This is a genomic window from Roseovarius atlanticus (assembly GCF_019802205.1).
GTDB lineage: Bacteria > Pseudomonadota > Alphaproteobacteria > Rhodobacterales > Rhodobacteraceae > Roseovarius > Roseovarius atlanticus_A.
The window spans coordinates 471,697-490,611 of the sequence record NZ_JAHVHQ010000003.1 but is presented as its reverse complement, the minus strand read 5'-3'; the positions used below and the strand labels follow the sequence as shown (position 1 = coordinate 490,611).

15 protein-coding genes and 1 tRNA gene are annotated in these 18,915 nt (G+C 66.7%); 10 read left to right on the top strand and 6 right to left on the bottom strand.

The genetic code is table 11. From position 1 onward, the window contains the following. Nucleotides 1-40: 40 nt before the first annotated feature. Nucleotides 41-904, top strand: coding sequence for a helix-turn-helix domain-containing protein (locus tag KUV49_RS08215; protein ID WP_222449528.1), 864 nt, complete (start codon nucleotides 41-43; stop codon nucleotides 902-904). A gap of 247 nt (nucleotides 905-1,151) precedes the next feature. Here KUV49_RS08215 and KUV49_RS08210 read toward each other — a convergent pair whose 3' ends face one another. Then, nucleotides 1,152-2,195, bottom strand: coding sequence for an aldo/keto reductase (locus KUV49_RS08210; protein WP_222449527.1), 1,044 nt, complete (start codon nucleotides 2,193-2,195; stop codon nucleotides 1,152-1,154). A gap of 111 nt (nucleotides 2,196-2,306) precedes the next feature. Here KUV49_RS08210 and KUV49_RS08205 point away from each other — a divergent pair, with 111 nt between their 5' ends. Next, nucleotides 2,307-2,927: an ImuA family protein gene (locus KUV49_RS08205; RefSeq protein ID WP_222449526.1), complete on the top strand. Its 621-nt coding sequence runs from the start codon at nucleotides 2,307-2,309 to the stop codon at nucleotides 2,925-2,927. Further along, nucleotides 2,928-3,323: a hypothetical protein gene (locus KUV49_RS08200; RefSeq protein WP_222449525.1), complete on the top strand. Its 396-nt coding sequence runs from the start codon at nucleotides 2,928-2,930 to the stop codon at nucleotides 3,321-3,323. It abuts the gene before it with no gap. 5 nt (nucleotides 3,324-3,328) lie between these two features. Here KUV49_RS08200 and KUV49_RS08195 read toward each other — a convergent pair whose 3' ends face one another. Continuing rightward, nucleotides 3,329-4,588: an aminotransferase class V-fold PLP-dependent enzyme gene (locus KUV49_RS08195; RefSeq protein ID WP_222449524.1), complete on the bottom strand. Its 1,260-nt coding sequence runs from the start codon at nucleotides 4,586-4,588 to the stop codon at nucleotides 3,329-3,331. A 215-nt stretch (nucleotides 4,589-4,803) separates the two neighbouring features. On the opposite strand from KUV49_RS08195, the gene KUV49_RS08190 reads away from it, so the two are divergent. Then, nucleotides 4,804-6,042: an MFS transporter gene (locus tag KUV49_RS08190; RefSeq protein ID WP_222449523.1), complete on the top strand. Its 1,239-nt coding sequence runs from the start codon at nucleotides 4,804-4,806 to the stop codon at nucleotides 6,040-6,042. Between the two features lie 70 nt (nucleotides 6,043-6,112). Next, the gene (metG, locus tag KUV49_RS08185; RefSeq protein WP_222449522.1) at nucleotides 6,113-7,825 is read left to right on the top strand and encodes a methionine--tRNA ligase; all 1,713 of its coding nucleotides are present in this window, start codon (nucleotides 6,113-6,115) and stop codon (nucleotides 7,823-7,825) included. Nucleotides 7,826-7,894: 69 nt separating this feature from the next. Here metG and KUV49_RS08180 read toward each other — a convergent pair. The 3 genes from KUV49_RS08180 to KUV49_RS08170 all read right to left on the bottom strand — a co-directional run bounded on the left by KUV49_RS08180 (nucleotide 7,895) and on the right by KUV49_RS08170 (nucleotide 9,084). Further along, nucleotides 7,895-7,980, bottom strand: a tRNA-Leu gene (locus KUV49_RS08180). 33 nt (nucleotides 7,981-8,013) lie between these two features. After that, nucleotides 8,014-8,559 (bottom strand): tetratricopeptide repeat protein, encoded by a 546-nt coding sequence (locus KUV49_RS08175; protein ID WP_222449521.1) that lies wholly within the window; start codon nucleotides 8,557-8,559, stop codon nucleotides 8,014-8,016. Nucleotides 8,560-8,613: 54 nt separating this feature from the next. Further along, the gene (locus KUV49_RS08170) at nucleotides 8,614-9,084 is read right to left on the bottom strand and encodes an Lrp/AsnC family transcriptional regulator (protein ID WP_057792645.1); all 471 of its coding nucleotides are present in this window, start codon (nucleotides 9,082-9,084) and stop codon (nucleotides 8,614-8,616) included. A 123-nt stretch (nucleotides 9,085-9,207) separates the two neighbouring features. Between KUV49_RS08170 and putA the strand changes: the two genes are divergently transcribed. The 3 genes from putA (at nucleotide 9,208) to KUV49_RS08155 (ending at nucleotide 14,000) form a co-directional block, all read left to right on the top strand. Beyond that, the gene (gene putA, locus KUV49_RS08165) at nucleotides 9,208-12,654 is read left to right on the top strand and encodes a bifunctional proline dehydrogenase/L-glutamate gamma-semialdehyde dehydrogenase PutA (RefSeq protein WP_222449520.1); all 3,447 of its coding nucleotides are present in this window, start codon (nucleotides 9,208-9,210) and stop codon (nucleotides 12,652-12,654) included. A 228-nt stretch (nucleotides 12,655-12,882) separates the two neighbouring features. Further along, nucleotides 12,883-13,629 (top strand): rhomboid family intramembrane serine protease, encoded by a 747-nt coding sequence (locus KUV49_RS08160; protein ID WP_222449519.1) that lies wholly within the window; start codon nucleotides 12,883-12,885, stop codon nucleotides 13,627-13,629. After that, the gene (locus KUV49_RS08155) at nucleotides 13,626-14,000 is read left to right on the top strand and encodes a GFA family protein (RefSeq protein ID WP_222449518.1); all 375 of its coding nucleotides are present in this window, start codon (nucleotides 13,626-13,628) and stop codon (nucleotides 13,998-14,000) included. Before KUV49_RS08160 ends, KUV49_RS08155 begins: the two co-directional genes overlap by 4 nt. Nucleotides 14,001-14,006: 6 nt before the next feature. Here the strand turns inward: KUV49_RS08155 and KUV49_RS08150 are convergent, their stop codons facing one another. Continuing rightward, nucleotides 14,007-14,795, bottom strand: a complete 789-nt coding sequence (locus tag KUV49_RS08150; RefSeq protein ID WP_222449517.1) for an inositol monophosphatase family protein — start codon at nucleotides 14,793-14,795, stop codon at nucleotides 14,007-14,009. Nucleotides 14,796-14,944: 149 nt separating this feature from the next. Here KUV49_RS08150 and KUV49_RS08145 point away from each other — a divergent pair, with 149 nt between their 5' ends. Together KUV49_RS08145 and KUV49_RS08140 are read left to right on the top strand one after the other, a co-directional pair. Further along, a complete protein-coding gene (locus tag KUV49_RS08145) occupies nucleotides 14,945-15,562 on the top strand; it encodes an HD domain-containing protein (protein ID WP_222449516.1) in 618 nt (205 codons plus the stop codon). A gap of 160 nt (nucleotides 15,563-15,722) precedes the next feature. Next, nucleotides 15,723-18,809 carry a valine--tRNA ligase gene (locus KUV49_RS08140; protein WP_222449515.1) on the top strand — a complete coding sequence of 1,029 codons (3,087 nt, stop codon included), beginning with the start codon at nucleotides 15,723-15,725 and terminating at the stop codon, nucleotides 18,807-18,809. Nucleotides 18,810-18,915: the final 106 nt, after the last annotated feature.

Below are 18,915 nucleotides of genomic sequence, written 5' to 3'. Positions count from 1 at the left end.
ATGATTAACAAACCTCCCGTTTGTTGATAAAATCCAACAGATGATCCAGAAATCCGACAAACGCGACCGCGCCACCCTGTTCCGCACCCGCCTCAACGAGGCGCTGCGCCTGCGCGGCACCTCGCAAAGCGCGCTGGCGCGCAGCGTCGGCGTCGACCGTTCGACCATCTCGCAACTGCTCAAGGGCACCGGCGCGCGCCTGCCCAACGCGCAGGTGGTGGGCGAATGCGCGCGGGCGCTCGGCGTCTCCGCCGACTGGCTCCTGGGCCTCACCGACCGGCCCGAGACCGCCGCGGACATCCTCGCCAACACGCTCTCGCTGACCGAGGCGCCCCGCGCGCTCGTCGACGAACAGATCTTCACCTGGCACCGCGAGGCCGCGGGCTACAAGATCCGCCACGTCCCCGCCGGCCTGCCCGACATGCTCAAGACCCGCGAACTGCTCGAATGGGAATACGCCCCCCACCTGGGCCGGTCCACCGAACAGGCCATCGGCGCGTCAGAGGACCGGCTCGACTGGATGCGTGGCACCCGATCGGATTACGAGATCGCCCTGCCGCTCTTCGAGATGCACAGCTTCATCGCCGGCGAAGGCTATTACCACGGCCTGCCCCGCGAGATCCGCCAGCGCCAGGTCGACTACCTGCTCGAGATCACCGAACAGCTCTACCCGCGCCTGCGCCTCTATCTCTTCGACGCCCGCCGGCTCTATTCCGCGCCCGTGACGATCTTCGGCCCGCTGCTGGCCGTCATCTATATCGGCCGCAACTACCTCGCCTTCCGCGACACCGAACGGGTCGAAGCCCTGACCCTGCATTTCGACAACCTGGTCCGCGAGGCCGCCATCGGCGCCCGCGACCTGCCGGACCACATCCGCGAATGCTGGGCCGAAACCTCGGACTAGGACCGCCCCGCCCCTTCCTCTGGCCAGAAATATCCTGGGGGAGCGGCGAAACACCGTTTCGCCGCGGGGGCAAAGCCCCCGGCACCGCCCGCCACAAAGGCGGTTTCGGTCGGATATCGCGTAGGGTGGGTGAAACCCACCACCCCGGCCCGTCGCCCCCACGCACCGTAGGGTGGGTAAAACCCACCTTCCCGGCCCCGTCGCCCCCACGCTGCGTAGGGTGGGTGAAACCCACCACATCCGCCCCTCAATACGGCATCGGATGCGCCTTGTGCGTGTCGTCCAATGCCTCCAACACCTCCTCGGACAACGTCACCTCCGCCGCCCCCAGCGCCAGGTCCAGCTGCTCCAGCGACGTCGCCCCGAAAATGGCCGAGGCCATGAAGGGCCGCGTCAGGCACCAGGCCAGCGCCATCTGCACCGGGTCGAGGCCAAACCGCCGCGCCACCTCCAGGTAGGCGTCGACCGCCTCAAAGGCCCTGTCGGTCTTCCGCCCGCCCAGCGTCTCGTTCAGCGACAGGCGCGAGCCCTCGGGCACCGCGCCGCCCTGGTACTTGCCGGTCAGCAGCCCCGCCGCCAGCGGCGAGAACGCCAGCAGGCCCACATCCTCGTTCACGCTCAGCTCCGCCAAATCTGTATCGAACAACCGGCACATCAGCGAATACTCGTTCTGGATCGAGGCCACCCGCGGCCCGCCCACCTCGTCGGCCACCTGCAGCCACTGCGCCGTCCCCCAGGCACTCTCGTTGGACAGGCCGAAGGCCCGGATCGTGCCCCGCTCCACCTCGCGCTGCAACGCCCCCAGCGCATCCTCCATATGCGCCCGCGTCGCGGCGGGGTCCTGCCCCGATGGATCAAACCGCCAGTTCTGCCGGAACATGTAGCTGCCCCGGTTGGGCCAGTGAAACTGGTACAGGTCGATCACGTCCGTCTGCAATCGCTTCAGTGAGCCTTCGATGGCCCCGGGGATGGTCTCTGACGAGATCGGCGCTCCATCCCTCGCATGCTGCATCCCCGCGCCCGAATGCTTGGTGGCCAGCACCACGTCGCCGCGCCGCCCCGTCCGGGCGACCCACGTGCCGATGATCTCCTCGGTGCGCCCGATGGTCTCCTTCGCGATCGGGTTCACCGGGTACATCTCGGCGGTGTCGATGAAATCCACGCCCCGGTCCAGCGCCATGTCGATCTGGGCATGCCCCTCGGCCTCGGTATTCTGCGTGCCCCATGTCATCGACCCGAGGCAAAGCGCGCTCACCTCGATCCCCGTCCGCCCCAATTGCCTGCGCTGCATGTCCCGCTCCGTCTTGCCTGTGGTCAAAGCCCCATATGTAGCGGCTCCGTCACGGGCGTCACCCCTATTTCGCGATTGAGAACAAACCACGAACAAACTACATTCAACGGCATGGACACCACCCTGCTCACCCGGCGCAGCAGCCACCGCAGCCGCCCCGCGCTCACCGTGCTGGGCGAGATGACCCTGACGCCGGCCCGCCTGCACGAGCTTTGCGGGCCGGCGCGGCACATGGCGGCGATGCTGGTGGCCGCCGCCACCCAGGGGCCGGTGTTCTGGATCGCCCCCGACTGGGCCGCCGACCGGCTCAACCCCGACGGCATGGTGGCGCTGGCGGGTCCCGAACGCTTCACCTTCCTGTCGCCGCGCCAGCCCATCGACCTTCTGTGGTGCCTCGAAGAAGTGCTGCGCTCCGGCGCCGTGCCCCTCGCCGTGGCCGAACTGCCGGACCTGCCCAACCTCACCCAGGTCCGCCGCCTGCACCTTGCGGCGGAAACCGGCGCGGCCGAAGGTGCCGGCGCGCCGCTGGGCCTCATTCTCACCCCCGGCGAGGGCGGCGCCCCCGGCGTCGAAAGCCGCTGGCACATGGCCCCCGCCCACGCCCCCGGACGGCTGGGCTGGACCCTCGCGCGCCGCCGCGCCCGCACCCTGCCCCCGGCGACATGGGCCGTGACCCGCGCCAGGGGCGGCTTTGCGCTTGATCCCTGCAAGGAAACGGACAATCCTGCCTAAGTGACGGACGAAAAACGCAAAACGCCCGGCCTCACCGCCGCGCTCTGGCGCGATCTGCCGGGGCGCCGCGCCTTCTGGGCGTCAGCCCTGCTGCTTGCGGCTACGCTTGTGCTGCTCGCGATCTTCTTCGTCCGCATCCCGGCCAGCGTCGACTTCATGATTGCCCGGATCGACAGCATCACGCAGATCGAGACCGATCTCGGCACCCGCCCGGCCTATACCGCCACCACCGACACCGGCCGGCATTTCCCGCTCGTCGCCCCGAACCGCCTGACCCCGCTACTCGCGCCCGGCGACCGGATCTGCCTGCGGGTCCAGACCGACCGCTTCACCGGCCGCGTCACCGCCCGTCACGCCGTCGAGGCGCCGGAGTGTCGGCCCGCGTCGGCCACCTGACCGCCTTACGCCGCGCCGCCCATCTCGCGCAGCGCGGTCAGCAGCCGCGCCACCTCGGCCTCGGTATTGTAGTGACACATCGAGATGCGGATACAGTCGCTCAGCCCCAGCGGCTTCAGCACGTTGCCGCTGTAATGATCATCCTTGCGGATATGCGTGCGGATGCCCTGCGCGTTCAGCCGCTCCACCACCTCCGCCGAGGGCACGCCCGCGACCACCACCGACACCAGCCCCTCGCGCGCCGGGTTCTCCGCCCCGCCCAGAATGCTGACGTGATCCATGTCGCGCAGCCCGGGCAGGTTGCCGGTGCCCTTGATCATGGCGTCCGTCAGGTGCGTCTCGTAGGCATGAATGGCCCGCCCCGCCGCCTCGATCCGGCGGCGGCGGTCGGTCTCGCCCGACATCTCGCCGCCCAGCCAGTCGAAATACTCCACCACGTCCGACACGGTGGCATAGCAGCCCGCATCGCGCGTGCCCAACTCCCAGGCGTCCTCGGGCGACCCGATCAGCCGCTCGTGCGGCATCACCGCCAGCCGGTCCGAGATCCACCCGATCCCGAACCCGTGGCGCGAGAACACCTTGTAGGGCGAAATCGCATAGCCATCGGCCCGGTAGCTGTCGATATCCAGCTGCCCATGCGCCGCGTGCTGTATCCCGTCCACGATGATCACCGCCTCCGGCGCCACCGCCCGGATCGCGGCCGAAATCGCTGCCACGTCCATGCCCATCCCCGTCACCGGCGAGGCATGCACGATGGTCGCCACCGCCACGTCGGGCGTCATCCGTTCGGCATAGACCTCCGCCGTGACCAGACCCAAAGCGTCGTCATGCGGCACCTCGACATATTCCAGCCCCGCCACCTCGGCCCAGCGCCGGGCGGCACTGCGCGACGCGGGATGCTCGATCGACGACCCGATCACCTTGCCCCCCTCGGGCGCGTTCACACAGGCCGTGCGGATCATCCGAAACAGCAGCTCCGTCCCGCTTTCCCCGGCAAGGAACTGCCCCGAGGATGCATTCATGAACACCGCCAGATCCGCCTTGGCGCGGTCGATCACGTCCTGGATGCCCTGCCCCGCCGGGTTCGCGCGGCCCGGGTTGTCGGGGATCGCGGCGTAGAAACCGGATGTCTCCACCACCTTTTTCAGCGTCAGCGCCCCGCCCGCGTTCTCGAAGAAAATCCGCTCGCCCTGGAACGGGCAGCTCTCCACATGGGCAAAGCGGTCCCGGATGGCGTGGATCAGTTCGGGGGTCTCTTGGATCATGACGTCTCCTGTCGCATTGAAGGCCTTGCGCCATATGCCGGGATTCCCGCACCGCATACAAGTCGCCTGCCTGCCGGACCGTGAACGCGGCAAAATCAGGCACTTGGCCAAAGCGGCGCACGCGTCAGGGCTTTGCACCCGCATACGCCGAAAACGACGCCGTTCTGTCGAAAACGCGGCAGGACATCGTCGCGCCCACGTGCCAAGTTGGCCCCATGCGCATGATCATCTCCTTCGCGGCCCTTTTCCTGTCGGTCATCCTGTTGCAGCTGTCCACCGGCGGCGTCGCCCCGCTCGATGCGCTGTCCGGGCTGACGCTCGACTTCTCCACGCAGGAAATCGGCTTTCTCGGCTCGGCGCATTTCTTCGGCTTCTTCATCGGCTGCTGGTTCGCGCCGCGCCTGATGGGCTCGATCGGCCATTCCCGCGCCTTCGCCGCCTTCACCGCCGCGGGCGCCATCGGCCTTCTGATGCACATGATCATCATCGACCCTCTGGCCTGGGCGCTGATGCGCGTGGCCTCGGGCCTCTGCATCGCGGGCTGCTACACCGTGGTCGAGGCCTGGTTGCAAGCCAAGGTCACCAACGAGACGCGCGGCCGCACCATGGGCATCTACCGGGTGGCCGACATGGGCGCGTCGCTGGTGGCGCAAATGCTGATTTCCGTTCTGGAACCGGCCTCCTACGTCTCCTACAACATCCTCGCCATCATCTGCTGCGCCTCGCTCCTGCCGCTGACGCTGACCACCGTGCGCCAGCCCGAAACGCCCAAGGCGCCCCGCCTGCGCCCCATGCTGGCGGTCGAATGCTCACCGCTCGCCGCCGCCGCCGTGATCGTCGCGGCGCTCTCCAGTGCTACCTTCCGCATGGTCGGGCCGCTCTATGGCCAGCAGGTCGGCCTCGCACTCGACCAGATCGCGTGGTTCCTCGCCGCCTTCGTCCTCGGCGGGGCGCTGGCCCAGTATCCGGCGGGCTGGCTCGCCGACAAGTTCGACCGCCGCCACGTGATGATCGCGCTGTCGCTCGCCGCCATCCTGTGCTGCATCGTCACCGCCCTGGCCGGCCCCTCCTCGCCCAACGGCGCCATGATCGCCGCCTTCTTCTTCGGCTTCACCGCCTTTCCGATCTATTCCGTCGCCGCCGCCCACGCCAACGACTTCGCCACCTCCGAACAACGGGTCGAGCTGTCCGCCGCGCTGATGTTCTTCTTCGCCCTGGGCGCCATCGCCGCGCCCTACGTGGCCTCCGCCCTGATCGAACGCTTCGGCCCGCAGGCGATGTTCGTGATGATCGCCACAGCCCACGCCGTGCTCATCGTCTTCAGCTTCGTGCGGATGCTGGCCCGGCCCAGCGCCGGCGCCCGCACCCGCTATGTCTGGTCGCCGCGCACCTCCTTCCTGATCGGGCGGCTCACCCGCAGCGCCCGCGAAGAGGACACGCGCACCGATCCCTGACGCCAACCGCCTCTGGCACAGGCCGCGCCATTGCGTTAAACGGACGCCCAAAGCTCAAGGACGTCTCGCAATGGCCCGCCACCTCATCACCTCCGCCATTCCCTACATCAACGGGATCAAGCACCTCGGCAATCTCGTGGGCAGCCAGCTGCCCGCCGATCTCTATGCCCGCTACCTGCGCGGCCGGGGCCACGAGGTGCTGTTCCTCTGCGCCACCGACGAACACGGCACCCCCGCCGAACTCGCCGCCGCCAAAGCCGGCAAACCCGTGGCGGAATACTGCGCCGAGATGTGGCAGGTGCAGGACAAGCTGGGCCAGGGCTTCCGCCTGTCGTTCGACCATTTCGGCCGCTCCTCGTCCGAGCAGAACCGCAAGCTCACCCAGCATTTCGCCGGCAAGCTCTATGAGGCCGGCCTGATCGAGGAAGTGACCGAGAAACAGGTCTATTCCAACGCCGACGGTCGCTTCCTGCCCGACCGCTATATCGAGGGCACCTGCCCCAATTGCGGCTTCGAGAGCGCCCGCGGCGACCAGTGCGACAACTGCACCAAGCAACTCGACCCGGTCGACCTGATCAATCCGCGCTCGACCATTTCAGGCTCGACCGACCTCGAGATGCGCGAGACCAAGCACCTCTACCTGCGCCAGAGCCAGATGAAGGACCGGCTGGAAGACTGGATCGACACGCGGCAAGGCTGGCCGGTGCTGACCACCTCCATCGCCAAGAAATGGCTCAATGACGGCGACGGCCTGCAGGATCGCGGCATCACCCGCGACCTGGACTGGGGCGTGCCGGTGCAGCGCGGCGACGCGCCCTGGCCAGGCATGGAAGGCAAGGTCTTCTACGTCTGGTTCGACGCCCCCATCGAATACATCGCCTGCGGCGCCGAATGGGTCGAGGCGGGCAAGGGCGACGACTGGGAACGCTGGTGGCGCACCGACAAGGGCGCCGAGGATGTCCGCTATACCCAGTTCATGGGCAAGGACAACGTGCCCTTCCACACGCTCAGCTTCCCGGTCACGATCCTCGGGTCGGGCGAGCCGTGGAAGCTGGTCGACTACATCAAGTCCTTCAACTACCTCAACTATGACGGCGGCCAGTTCAGCACCTCGCGCGGCCGCGGCGTGTTCATGGACCAGGCGCTGGAGATCCTGCCGGCTGACTATTGGCGCTGGTGGCTGCTCAGCCACGCGCCCGAAAGCTCCGACGCCGAATTCACCTGGGAAAACTTCCAGGCATCGGTCAACAAGGACCTCGCCGACGTGCTCGGCAACTTCGTCTCCCGCGTCACCAAGTTCTGCCGCTCGAAATTCGGCGAAGAGGTCCCCGAGGCCGGCAGCTACGGCCCCGACGAGACCGCGCTGATCGAGACGCTCACCACCCGCATCCGCTCCTACGAGGCGCATATGGAATCCATCGAGGTGCGCAAATCCAGCAACGAGCTGCGCGCCATCTGGGTCGCGGGCAACGAGTACCTGCAAACCGCCGCCCCTTGGTCGACCTTCAAGGAAGACCCCGAAAAAGCCGCCATGCAGATCCGCCTCGCGCTCAACCTGATCCGGCTCTACGCGGTGATCTCGGCCCCCTTCATCCCCGACGCCTCCGCCGCGATGCTGCAGGCCATGCAGACCGAGGACGGCAGCTGGCCCGATGACGTGAATCAGGCGCTGCAAATCCTGGAACCCGGCCACGCCTTCACCGTGCCCGACGTGCTTTTCGCCAAGATCACCGACGACCAGCGCGAGGAGTGGGCCGCACGCTTCGCCGGCACCCGCACCTGAGGGCACCCGGCAAATCTTTTCAAAAAAGATTTGCCAAAAGCTTTCTCAAAGCTTTTGGCCGCTCAACCGTGGTACCCGCGGCCGGACTCGAACCGGCACGGCCTTTCGGCCTGGAGATTTTAAGTCTCCTGTGTCTACCATTCCACCACGCGGGCTCAGGCCCCCGTCGTAGCGTGACACTTGCGCGATCACAACTCCTCTTCGCCCTGCTCCAGCACCGGCAGCAGGTGCCGCTCCCCCAGCCACGGGTTCAGCGCCAGCGCCGCGCGTAACGCCAGCGCGGCCTCGCCGCTTCGGCCCAGCGCATGCAGCGTCAGCGCCTGCCCCGTCCGGGCCGCCACGTGGCGCGGCTGCAACTCGAGCGTCCGCTCCAGATCGGGCAAGGCCGCCTCGAACTCCTGTCGCAGGAAATGGATGAAGGCCCGCTGGTTGTACCCTTCGGCGTATTCCGGGCAATAATCCACCAGCGCCTCCGCCGCCGCCATCGCCGCGTCATAATCATACGACTCGCGCCGCGCCATCGCCTCGTCCAGCAACCCTTGCGCCTTTTCGTCCGGCGCCTCGGCCCACAGCGCCCACATCTCGTCCGACAGCGCCCGCCCCGCGGCCTCGTCCGAAGCCGCCTGCGCCGCCTCGATCAGCCGGCTCAGCGCCTCCGCATGGTCGGGCGCGTCGGGACAGGTCTCGGCCCGCACCGGGCCGGCCAGAAGACAGGCGATCAGAAAAAGTCTCATGGACATCAATCATGCCCCCTGCGCCCACGAAATCAACGCGCAAATGCGCCCCGCTCAGAACACCTCGGACAGCGCGTTCTCCTTCACCGCCTCCATCGCCACGTAGGTCGAGGTCTTCGACACATGCGGCAAGGTGCTGATCTGCTCGGCCAGCACCCGGCGGTAATCCTGCATGTCCTGCGTGCGGATCTTCATCAGGTAGTCGAAATTCCCCGCGATCAGGTGCACCTGCTCGATTTCCGGGATCCGCTTCACCGCCGCGTTGAACTCCGCCAGCGCGCTTTCCCGCGTATCGGTCAGGCTCACCTCGACGAAACTCACGTGGTCCAGCCCCAGCCGGATCGGGTCCACCAGCGCCCGGTAGCCCGAGATCACGCCCTCGCGCTCCAGCTTGCGCAGCCGCGCCTGGGTGGGCGACTTCGACAACCCGATCCGCCCGGCCAGCTCGGTGATGCTGATCCGCCCTTCGGCCACCAGCACGCGCAGAATCGCCTTGTCGAACTGATCCAGCTCGCTTGCATCCATTTGACTTGTCTCCCCGGCGAATTACCGTCCGTTTATCCCGCGAAATGACACCAATCGGGAAATCAGATCAGATATACAGTGGTACACTAGTCCAAACCGCCATCCCCCAGCAAGAGGACCGCAATGCCCTACGATTCCGACCTGCGCCGTGTGATCGACCAGACCACCTATGCCGAAGAGGCCGAAACCGTCGCCCGCCTGACCGAGGTGGCGGGCCTCACGGAAGAGGACCGCGTGCGCATCTCGAAATCCGGTGCCGACCTCGTCCGCCGCATCCGCAACCAGTCCGACCCCGGCCTGATGGAGGTCTTCCTCGCCGAATACGGCCTCTCCACCGACGAGGGCATCGCGCTGATGTGCCTGGCCGAGGCGCTCCTGCGCGTGCCCGACGCCGACACGATCGACGCCCTGATCGAGGACAAGATCGCCCCCTCGGACTGGGGCAAGCACATGGGCCACTCCACCTCGCCGCTCGTGAACGCCTCCACCTGGGCCTTGATGCTCACCGGCAAGGTGCTGAAGGACGAAAACCCCGGCCCCGTCGGCCACCTGCGCGGCGCCATCCGCCGCCTGGGCGAGCCTGTCATCCGCACCGCCGTCGGCCGCGCGATGCGCGAAATGGGCCGCCAGTTCGTGCTGGGTGAGACCATCGAGTCCGCCATGGACCGCGCCGCGAAGATGGAGAAGAAAGGCTACACCTACTCCTACGACATGCTGGGCGAGGCCGCGCGCACCGACGCCGACGCCATCCGCTATCACCTGGCCTATTCCCGCGCGATCAGCGCCATCTCCAACGCCTGCACGCACAAGGAGATCCGCAAGAATCCCGGCATCTCGGTCAAGCTCTCGGCGCTCCACCCCCGCTACGAGGTCGCGCAACAGCATCAGGTCATGGACGTGCTGATGCCCCGCCTGCGCTCGCTCGCCATCCTCGCCAAATCCGCCCGCATGGGCCTCAACATCGACGCCGAGGAGGCCGACCGCCTGTCGCTCTCGCTCGAGGTGATCGAGGCCACGCTCTCCGAGCCATCCCTCGCCGGATGGGACGGCTTCGGCCTGGTGGTGCAGGCCTATGGCCAGCGCGCCTCCCACGTGCTCGACTACCTGCATGATCTCGCGCAAAAACTGAACCGCCGCATCATGGTCCGCCTGGTGAAAGGCGCCTACTGGGACACCGAGATCAAGCAGGCCCAGGTCGAAGGCATTGACGGCTTCCCGGTCTTCACCTCGAAACCCGCGACCGACATTTCCTACATCGCCAACGCGCGCAAGCTCCTGTCGATGACCGATCACATCTACCCGCAATTCGCCACGCATAACGCCCACACCGTGGCCGCCATCCTCGACATGGCCAAGGATATGGACAAGGGCACCGACACGTTCGAGTTCCAGCGCCTGCACGGCATGGGCGAGGCGCTGCACGACATCGTCATGAAAGAGCGCGGCACCAACTGCCGCATCTACGCGCCCGTCGGCGCCCACCGCGACCTGCTCGCATACCTCGTCCGCCGCCTTCTGGAAAACGGCGCCAACTCCAGCTTCGTCAACCAGATCGTGGACGAGGACGTGGCTCCCGAAACCGTCGCCCGCGACCCGTTCGAGGCCTACAAGGGCGACCGCCCGCAACTGCCCACCGGGCCCGAGCTTTTCCTGCCGGAACGCCCCAATTCCCAGGGCTTCGACCTCAAGCACCAGCCGACCCTCGACATGATCGAGGCCGCCCGCGGCCCCTTCGCCACCGCCACATGGGAGGCCGCCCCCCTGATCGCCGGCAAGGCGGCCCCGGAAGAGGCCGAGCCGGTCTCCAACCCCGCCGACCCCTCGGACAGCCCCGGCACCGTCGCCACCGTCAGCAAGGAAGACATCGAAACAGCCCTCTCCGCCGCCGCGCCGTGGGACGCGCCCATCGAGGAGCGCGCCCGCATCCTCAACGCCGCCGCCGACCTTTACGAGGAAAACTTCGGCGAGATCTTTGCCATCCTCGCCCGCGAGGCCGGCAAGACCCCGATGGACGCCGTGGCCGAACTGCGCGAGGCCGTGGATTTCCTGCGCTATTACGCCGCCAACGCGCCGCAGGATCCGCCCGTGGGCATTTTCACCTGCATCAGCCCGTGGAACTTCCCGCTGGCCATCTTCACCGGCCAGATCAGCGCGGCCCTCGCCGCCGGCAACGCCGTGCTCGCCAAACCGGCAGAGCAAACACCCCTGATCGCCCATTACGCCATCTCGCTGATGCACAAGGCCGGCGTGCCGAACACGGCGGTCCAACTCCTGCCCGGCGCGGGCGACGTGGGCGCCGCGCTCACCTCCGACGCCCGCATCGGCGGCGTCGCCTTCACCGGCTCGACCGAAACGGCGCTCAAGATCCGCGCCACCATGGCCGAGAACCTCGCCCCCGGCGCGCCGCTCATCGCTGAAACCGGCGGGCTCAACGCGATGATCGTCGACTCCACCGCCCTGCCCGAACAGGCCGTGCAGGCCATCGTCGAATCCGCCTTCCAGTCGGCGGGCCAGCGCTGCTCCGCCCTGCGCTGCCTCTACGTCCAAGAAGACGTGGCGGAAGGCTTCACCGAAATGCTCACCGGCGCGATGGACGCGCTTTCCATGGGCAAACCGTGGTCGCTGTCGACCGACGTGGGCCCGGTCATCGACGAAGAGGCCCGCACCGGGATAGCCGCCCATATTGATGAGGCCCGCGCCGACGGTCGCCTGATCCACGAAATCCCCTCGCCCAATTCCGGCTGCTTCATCGCGCCCACCCTCATCAAGGTGAACGGGATCGAGGACATGCAGCGCGAGATCTTCGGCCCGGTCCTGCACATGGCCACCTTCAAGTCGCGCGACCTCGACCGCGTCATCGACGCCATCAACGGCACCGGCTACGGCCTCACCTTCGGCCTGATGACCCGCATCGACGACCGCGTCCAGCACGTGACCGAGGCGGTGCATGCCGGCAACATCTACGTCAACCGCAACCAGATCGGCGCCATCGTGGGCAGCCAACCCTTTGGCGGCGAAGGGCTTTCCGGCACCGGCCCCAAGGCGGGCGGCCCCAACTACCTCGCCCGCTACACGGCCCGCCCCGCCGAGCACACCGACGCCACTTGGGACAGCACGATGGACGCCAAGGCGGTTCAATCCGCGCTCGACAAGGCCGCCAAAAATCACACGCCCCAGCCGGTCGAGGCCATCGTCCTGCCCGGCCCCACCGGCGAGTCGAACCGGCTCACGGCCCACGCCCGCCCGCCGCTCCTCTGCCTCGGGCCGACCAGGGACATGGCCGAGGCCCAGGCCAAGGCGGTCGAGGCCCTGGGCGGCCGCGCCCTGCGCGCCACCGGCCGCGTCGACCCGGACGCCCTCACCACGCTCTCCGGCTTTTCCGGCGCGCTCTGGTGGGGCGATGCCGACACGGCCCGCGCCTATACATCGGCGCTCAGCCAGCGCAAAGGCCCGATCCTGCCGCTCATCACCGGCCTGCCCGATACCGGCCACGTGATGGGCGAACGCCATGTCTGCGTCGACACCACGGCGGCGGGCGGCAACGCGGCGCTTCTCGGTGGCGTCGCCTGAACCAAAGCCGGCACCCCGGCTTTTTCTTGCCAAAAATACTCATATCCCGCCGCCCGCCACCGGGCGCGGGGCCTGAGCCATGGCACAGCGCCCGCCATCCCGCCCATTTTCTACGCAGAAAATGGCCTGGAAAATACGCATTTTCCAAAACAGAATTTGCGCAAATTCTGCCCGCCCTACCCCACGCGCCCGCTTGACTGTCCCGCGGCGCGCGGCCACTTTGCGCCCATGATCCCGATCCGCGACCATAACCCCTCCGGGCGTACCCCATTCGTCACCTACGGGCTGATGGCGCTGAACATCGGCATCTTTCTCAGCTACTTCCCCGCCCTTTCGGGCGATCCCCGGGCGCTGATGCTGTTCTACTACGACTGGGCCATGGTCCCGGCGCTGGTCACCGCCGAAGGCACCTACAGCACGCTTCTCACCTCGACCTTCCTGCATGGCGGCTGGATGCACCTCGCCGGCAACATGCTCTTCCTGTGGATCTTCGGCGACAACATGGAAGAGGAGTTCGGGCACCTGGGCTACCTCCTCTTCTACCTCGCCTGCGGGTTGGCCGCCAGCGGGGCACAGCTGGCCTCGGCCCCGCTCAGCCAGGTGCCCACGGTCGGCGCCTCGGGGGCCATCGCGGGGGTGATGGGCGGCTACTTGCTCCTGTTCCCCAAGGCCAAGATCGACATCTTCATCTTCCTGGTCTTCATCATCCGTATCATCTCGGTTCCGGCCTGGATCATGCTGGGCCTGTGGTTCCTCTTCCAGCTCTTCGGCGGCGCGGGCAGCAGCGCCGACGAGGGCGGCGTGGCCTACTGGGCCCATGCGGGCGGCTTCGTCGCCGGTCTGGTCCTGACCCTGCCGCTTTTCCTGCGCCGCGGCGGCCCGGCCTATTGGGACCGCACCGAAGGCCACCCGCCCCACCCGGAGGCGAAATACAGGCTCAGCCGCACCAACATCCCGAAGGTCACCCGCAAATGACCCTGCTCAAGGCCAGCTGCCATTGCGGCGCCGTGCGCTTCACGGTCGATATCGACGGCCCCGTCGAGGGCGCGATGCGCTGCACCTGTTCCTTCTGCCGCCGCCGCGCCGCGCCCAATATCAGCGTCCCGCTCGACCGCCTGACCATCACCGACGGTGCCGACCACCTGACGCTCTACAGCTGGGGCACCGGCACGGCACAGCACTATTTCTGCAGGACCTGCGGGATCTACACCCACCACCAGCGCCGCTCGGATCCCAATGAATACGGCGTGAACCTGGGCTGCATCGAGGGCCAGAACCCGGCCCATTACGAGCCGATCCCGTGGAACGACGGCGTCAACCACCCCTCCGACGCGAAAAAGACCTGAGCGGCCTCACGCGTTGCGGATCACGCCCGCGAACTTGTCGAAAATCGCCTCGTTGGCGCACACCACGTCGCCCCGCTCCAGCAACTCGGCGCCCGGCGTCAGCGGCTCGACGAAGCCGCCCGCCTCTTTCACGATGATCACGCCCGCGGCGATGTCCCAGGCGTTCAGCCTGCGCTCCCAGAACCCCTCGTAGCGGCCCGCCGCCACATAGGCCATGTCCAGCGCCGCTGATCCCCAGCGCCGCACGCCGGCACAGGTCGGCATCAGCCGCGCAAGATCCTGCAAGGTCGACGGCAGGTCGCCGCGCCCGCCGAAGGGCACGCCGGTGGCAAAGATCGACTCGATCAGCTTGGACCGCCCCGAGACCCGCAGGCGCTTTTCGTTGATGAAGGCCCCCTCGCCCTTCTCGGCCAGGAACATCTCGTCCTTGGCGGCGTCGAAAATGACCCCCGCCACGACCTGGCCCTTATGCTCCAGCGCGATCGAGACGCACCAATGCGGCAGCCCGTGCAGGAAATTCGTCGTCCCGTCCAGCGGGTCCACGATCCAGCGCCGCGTCGGGTCCTGGCCCTCTTCCTCGCCGCCTTCCTCGGCCAGCCAGCCATAGGTGGGCCGCGCCCCCATCAGCTCTTCCTTCAGGATCGCCTCGGCGGCGATGTCGGCGCGGCTGACGAAATCGCCCGCGCCCTTCATGCTGACCTGCAGGTTCTCGACCTCGCGGAAATCCTTGACCAGCGACCGCCCCGCCTTGCGCGCGGCTTTCAGCATGATGTTGAGATTGGCACTGCCGGGCATGTCTGGGGCTCCTTTGGGGTCAGGCCGCGCGTATACGCGCGCCTGCTCCAGCCTGCAAGAGGCCGCGGACGCCGGCGCGGCGACACCCCCTTTCCATGCAGGCGCCCTGCCCCTAGGTTGGCGCCGAAACGGCAACAGGAGTCGGCGCCATGGACAAGGTCAGCTTCACCCAGATGAAGGACGGCACGAAGGAGGATTATGAATTCCTCAACGAGCACGAGATCGACCACACGAAACACACCGCCAAGCGCCTGATGAAGGCGCTGGTGGAGCTGGACGAAAGCCTGTCGGGCTACCAGATCACGCGCCTCGGGCATTCCCTGCAATCGGCCACCCGCGCCTGGCGCGACGGCGCGGATTCCGACTGGGTCGTCGGCGCGCTCCTGCACGATATCGGCGACATCTACGCGCCCTACAATCACGACGAATACGCCGCCACGATCCTGAAACCCTTCGTGCGCGAACAGGTCACCTGGTGCGTCGCCACCCATGGCGATTTCCAGATGCTCTATTACGGCCATCACCTCGACGGGGCCGACCCCAACAAGCGCGACCGCCACGCCGGGCATGCGTATTTCGACGACTGCGCCGAATTCTGCGAACGCTGGGACCAGGCCTCGTTCGACCCGAACTACGAGACCCTGCCGCTCGAATTCTTCGCGCCCATGGTCGAGGAGGTCTTCGCCCGCACGCCCTATGACCCGCAGGTGATCCGCCCCGGCGCGCGCGAACCGCTGGTGAACCCGGAGGTCGCGGCGGCGCGCTGAGTCCGAAGACGGGTTAAAGGGGCCAGCCCCTCGCGTTGAAACTGCGTTTCAACGCTCACCCCGGGATATTTTCGGCCAGAGGAAAAGCCTGCCTCTTTCCCTTGCCCCGCGCTTTCGGTATTCGACCCAAGACCTTATTTCCAAGCACGGGACCTGCATCATGGCGATGGAAAAGACCTTCAACGCAGCCGAGGCCGAACCGCGCCTCTCGACCGCCTGGGAAGAGAGCGGCGCCTTCAAGGCCGGCGCCAATGCCAAGCCCGGGGCCGAGACCTTTTCCATCATGATCCCGCCCCCCAACGTGACGGGCAGCCTGCACATGGGCCATGCCTTCAACAACACGTTGCAGGACATCCTGATCCGCTGGCACCGGATGCGCGGCTTCGACACGCTCTGGCAGCCCGGCACCGACCACGCCGGCATCGCCACCCAGATGGTGACCGAACGCGACATGGCCGCCAATGGCGAGCCCACGCGCACAGAGATGGGCCGCGAGGAGTTTGAAAAGCGCGTCTGGCAGCAAAAGATCAAGTCACGCGGCACAATCATCGGCCAGCTGAAGCGCCTCGGCGCTTCCTGCGACTGGTCGCGCGAGGCCTTCACCATGTCCGGCGCCCCCTCCGCCCCCGAGGGCGAGGAAGGCAATTTCCACGACGCCGTCATCAAGGTCTTCGTGGACATGTTCGAGAAGGGCCTGATCTATCGCGGCAAGCGGCTGGTCAACTGGGACCCGCATTTCGAGACCGCCATTTCCGATCTCGAGGTCGAGAACACCGAGGTCGCCGGCCACATGTGGCACTTCAAGTACCCGCTCGCGGGCGGCGCGACCTACACCTATGTCGAGCGGGACGAGGACGGAAAGGTTACCCTCGAGGAAGAGCGCGACTATATCTCCATCGCCACCACGCGCCCCGAAACCATGCTGGGCGATGGCGCGGTCGCGGTTCACCCGTCGGATGAACGCTACGCGCCAATCGTCGGAAAACTCTGCGAAATCCCGGTCGGGCCGAAAGAGCATCGTCGCCTCATTCCGATCATCACGGACGAGTATCCGGACCCCGATTTTGGCTCGGGCGCGGTCAAGATCACCGGCGCGCATGACTTCAACGACTACGGCGTGGCGCAGCGCGGCGGCATCCCGATGTACCGATTGATGGATACCAAGGGCGCGATGCGCGACGACGGCGCGCCTTACGCCAGGATGGCCGAGATCGCCATGGCCGTGGCCAAGGGCGAGCGCACCCTGACCGAGGCCGAGGCCGACACGATCAACCTCGTCCCGGACGACCTGCGCGGCCTCGACCGCTTCGAGGCGCGTGAAAAGGTCGTCCAGCAGATCACCGACGAGGGTCTGGCGGTAAATGTTGAGAATGATAAAGGCGAGACCGTCCCGCTTGTGGAAAACAAGCCTATCATGCAGCCTTTTGGCGACCGCTCGAAGGTCGTGATCGAGCCGATGCTGACCGATCAGTGGTTCGTGGACACCGACAAGATCGTCGGCCCCGCCATCGAGGCGGTGAAATCCGGCGACGTCACCATCATGCCCGAGCAGGACCGGAAGGTGTATTTCAACTGGCTGGAAAACATCGAGCCCTGGTGCATCTCGCGCCAACTCTGGTGGGGGCACCAGATTCCGGTCTGGTACGGCTTTGACCTGTCCGCACCCGATTTCCGCGACCGCGAAGGCGACGGCGCGCTGGATCTCGTTGAAATGCTCGAGGTTCTCAACGAAAGCCACTTCGCCCCGCTGATGGAGTGCGGCCATGATTTCGAGACGACCGCGCAGGCCTTCACCGCGCAGCTGACCGACCTGCCCACGCCGCTGGCCTCGATGACCGTGGTCGAGGCGAAGGACCGCGAGGATGCGCTGCACAAGCTTGCCTCCAGCCTTGCCGACTACACCGCCAGCCAGGATCCCACGCACCTGGTCTACCCGGTCTGGCGCGACCCCGACGTGCTCGACACCTGGTTCTCCTCCGGTCTCTGGCCCATCGGCACGCTGGGCTGGCCCGAAAAGACGCCCGAACTGGAAAAATACTTTCCCACCAGCGTCTTGGTCACCGGCTTCGACATCATCTTCTTCTGGGTCGCCCGGATGATGATGATGCAATACGCCGTCGTGGGCGAAAAACCGTTCTCGGATGTCTATGTCCACGCCCTCGTGCGCGACGAGAAGGGCAAGAAGATGTCCAAGTCGCTCGGCAACGTGCTCGACCCGCTGGAGCTGATCGACGAGTACGGCGCCGACGCCGTCCGCTTCACCCTCACGGCCATGGCCGCCATGGGGCGCGACCTGAAGTTGTCGCCGCAACGCATTGCAGGATACAGGAATTTCGGCACCAAGCTCTGGAACGCCGCCCGTTTCGCCGAAATGAACGAGGCGGTCGGCAGCACCGGCGCGATTCCGCAACCGAAACAGACCGTAAACCGTTGGATTCTCGGCGAAACCGCCAAGACCAAGGCGCTCGTCGATTCCGCGCTGTCGCAATACCGCTTCAACGATGCCGCCAACACGCTCTACGCCTTCGTCTGGGGCACGGTCTGCGACTGGTACGTCGAGTTTTCCAAGCCGCTCCTGCTGGACGGCACCGGCGAGATGAAGCAGGAAACGCAGGACACCATGGCCTGGGTCATCGACCAGTGCCTGATCCTGCTGCACCCGATCATGCCCTTCATCACCGAAGAGCTCTGGGGCACGCTGGCCAGCCGCGACGGCATGCTGATCCACGCCGACTGGCCCAGCTATGGCGACGAATTGATCGACGCCGAGGCGGATGCCGAGATGAACTGGGTCATCGCCCTGATCGACTCCGTCCGCTCGGCCCGCGCGCAGGTCCATGTGCCGGTGGGGCTCTACACGCCGCTGCTCGTGACGGAGTTCTCGAAATCCGCGCGCCTTGCCTGGGACAACAACGCCACGATGATCAAGCGCCTTGCCCGGATCGAGGCGCTGGAAGTCGTCGACAGCTTCCCCAAGGGCTGCATCACCATCCCCGCCGAGGGCGCCAGCTTCGGCCTGCCCCTGGCGGACGTCATCGACGTGGCCGAAGAAAAGGCGCGGCTGGAAAAGACCCTCGGCAAGCTGGAAAAGGAACTGGGCGGTCTGCGCGGCCGGCTGGGCAACCCCAAGTTCGTCGAAAGCGCCCCCGACGAGGTGGTCGAGGAAGCCCGCGAGAACCTCGCCGCCCGGGAAGAGGAAGAGAGCAAGCTGCGCGCCGCCCTCGACCGTCTGGCCGAACTGGGCTGACAGACCCCGGCTTTTTCTTGCTAAAAATACTCATAACGCCACGTCCGCCCCGGGCGTGGCGTTAACCTTTCCGGGTGCCGGACAATGGCACCGACGCGATGCCACC

Coding starts and splice junctions, on each gene's coding strand:
- KUV49_RS08155 (WP_222449518.1), top strand. CDS start 13,626: ATGACCCTGCTCAAGGCCAGCTGCCATTGCGGCGCCGTGCGCTTCACG.
- KUV49_RS08195 (WP_222449524.1), bottom strand. CDS start 4,588: ATGATCCAAGAGACCCCCGAACTGATCCACGCCATCCGGGACCGCTTT.
- KUV49_RS08160 (WP_222449519.1), top strand. CDS start 12,883: ATGATCCCGATCCGCGACCATAACCCCTCCGGGCGTACCCCATTCGTC.
- KUV49_RS08145 (WP_222449516.1), top strand. CDS start 14,945: ATGGACAAGGTCAGCTTCACCCAGATGAAGGACGGCACGAAGGAGGAT.
- KUV49_RS08215 (WP_222449528.1), top strand. CDS start 41: ATGATCCAGAAATCCGACAAACGCGACCGCGCCACCCTGTTCCGCACC.
- metG (WP_222449522.1), top strand. CDS start 6,113: ATGGCCCGCCACCTCATCACCTCCGCCATTCCCTACATCAACGGGATC.
- KUV49_RS08210 (WP_222449527.1), bottom strand. CDS start 2,195: ATGCAGCGCAGGCAATTGGGGCGGACGGGGATCGAGGTGAGCGCGCTT.
- putA (WP_222449520.1), top strand. CDS start 9,208: ATGCCCTACGATTCCGACCTGCGCCGTGTGATCGACCAGACCACCTAT.
- KUV49_RS08175 (WP_222449521.1), bottom strand. CDS start 8,559: ATGAGACTTTTTCTGATCGCCTGTCTTCTGGCCGGCCCGGTGCGGGCC.
- KUV49_RS08170 (WP_057792645.1), bottom strand. CDS start 9,084: ATGGATGCAAGCGAGCTGGATCAGTTCGACAAGGCGATTCTGCGCGTG.
- KUV49_RS08190 (WP_222449523.1), top strand. CDS start 4,804: ATGCGCATGATCATCTCCTTCGCGGCCCTTTTCCTGTCGGTCATCCTG.
- KUV49_RS08150 (WP_222449517.1), bottom strand. CDS start 14,795: ATGCCCGGCAGTGCCAATCTCAACATCATGCTGAAAGCCGCGCGCAAG.
- KUV49_RS08140 (WP_222449515.1), top strand. CDS start 15,723: ATGGCGATGGAAAAGACCTTCAACGCAGCCGAGGCCGAACCGCGCCTC.
- KUV49_RS08205 (WP_222449526.1), top strand. CDS start 2,307: ATGGACACCACCCTGCTCACCCGGCGCAGCAGCCACCGCAGCCGCCCC.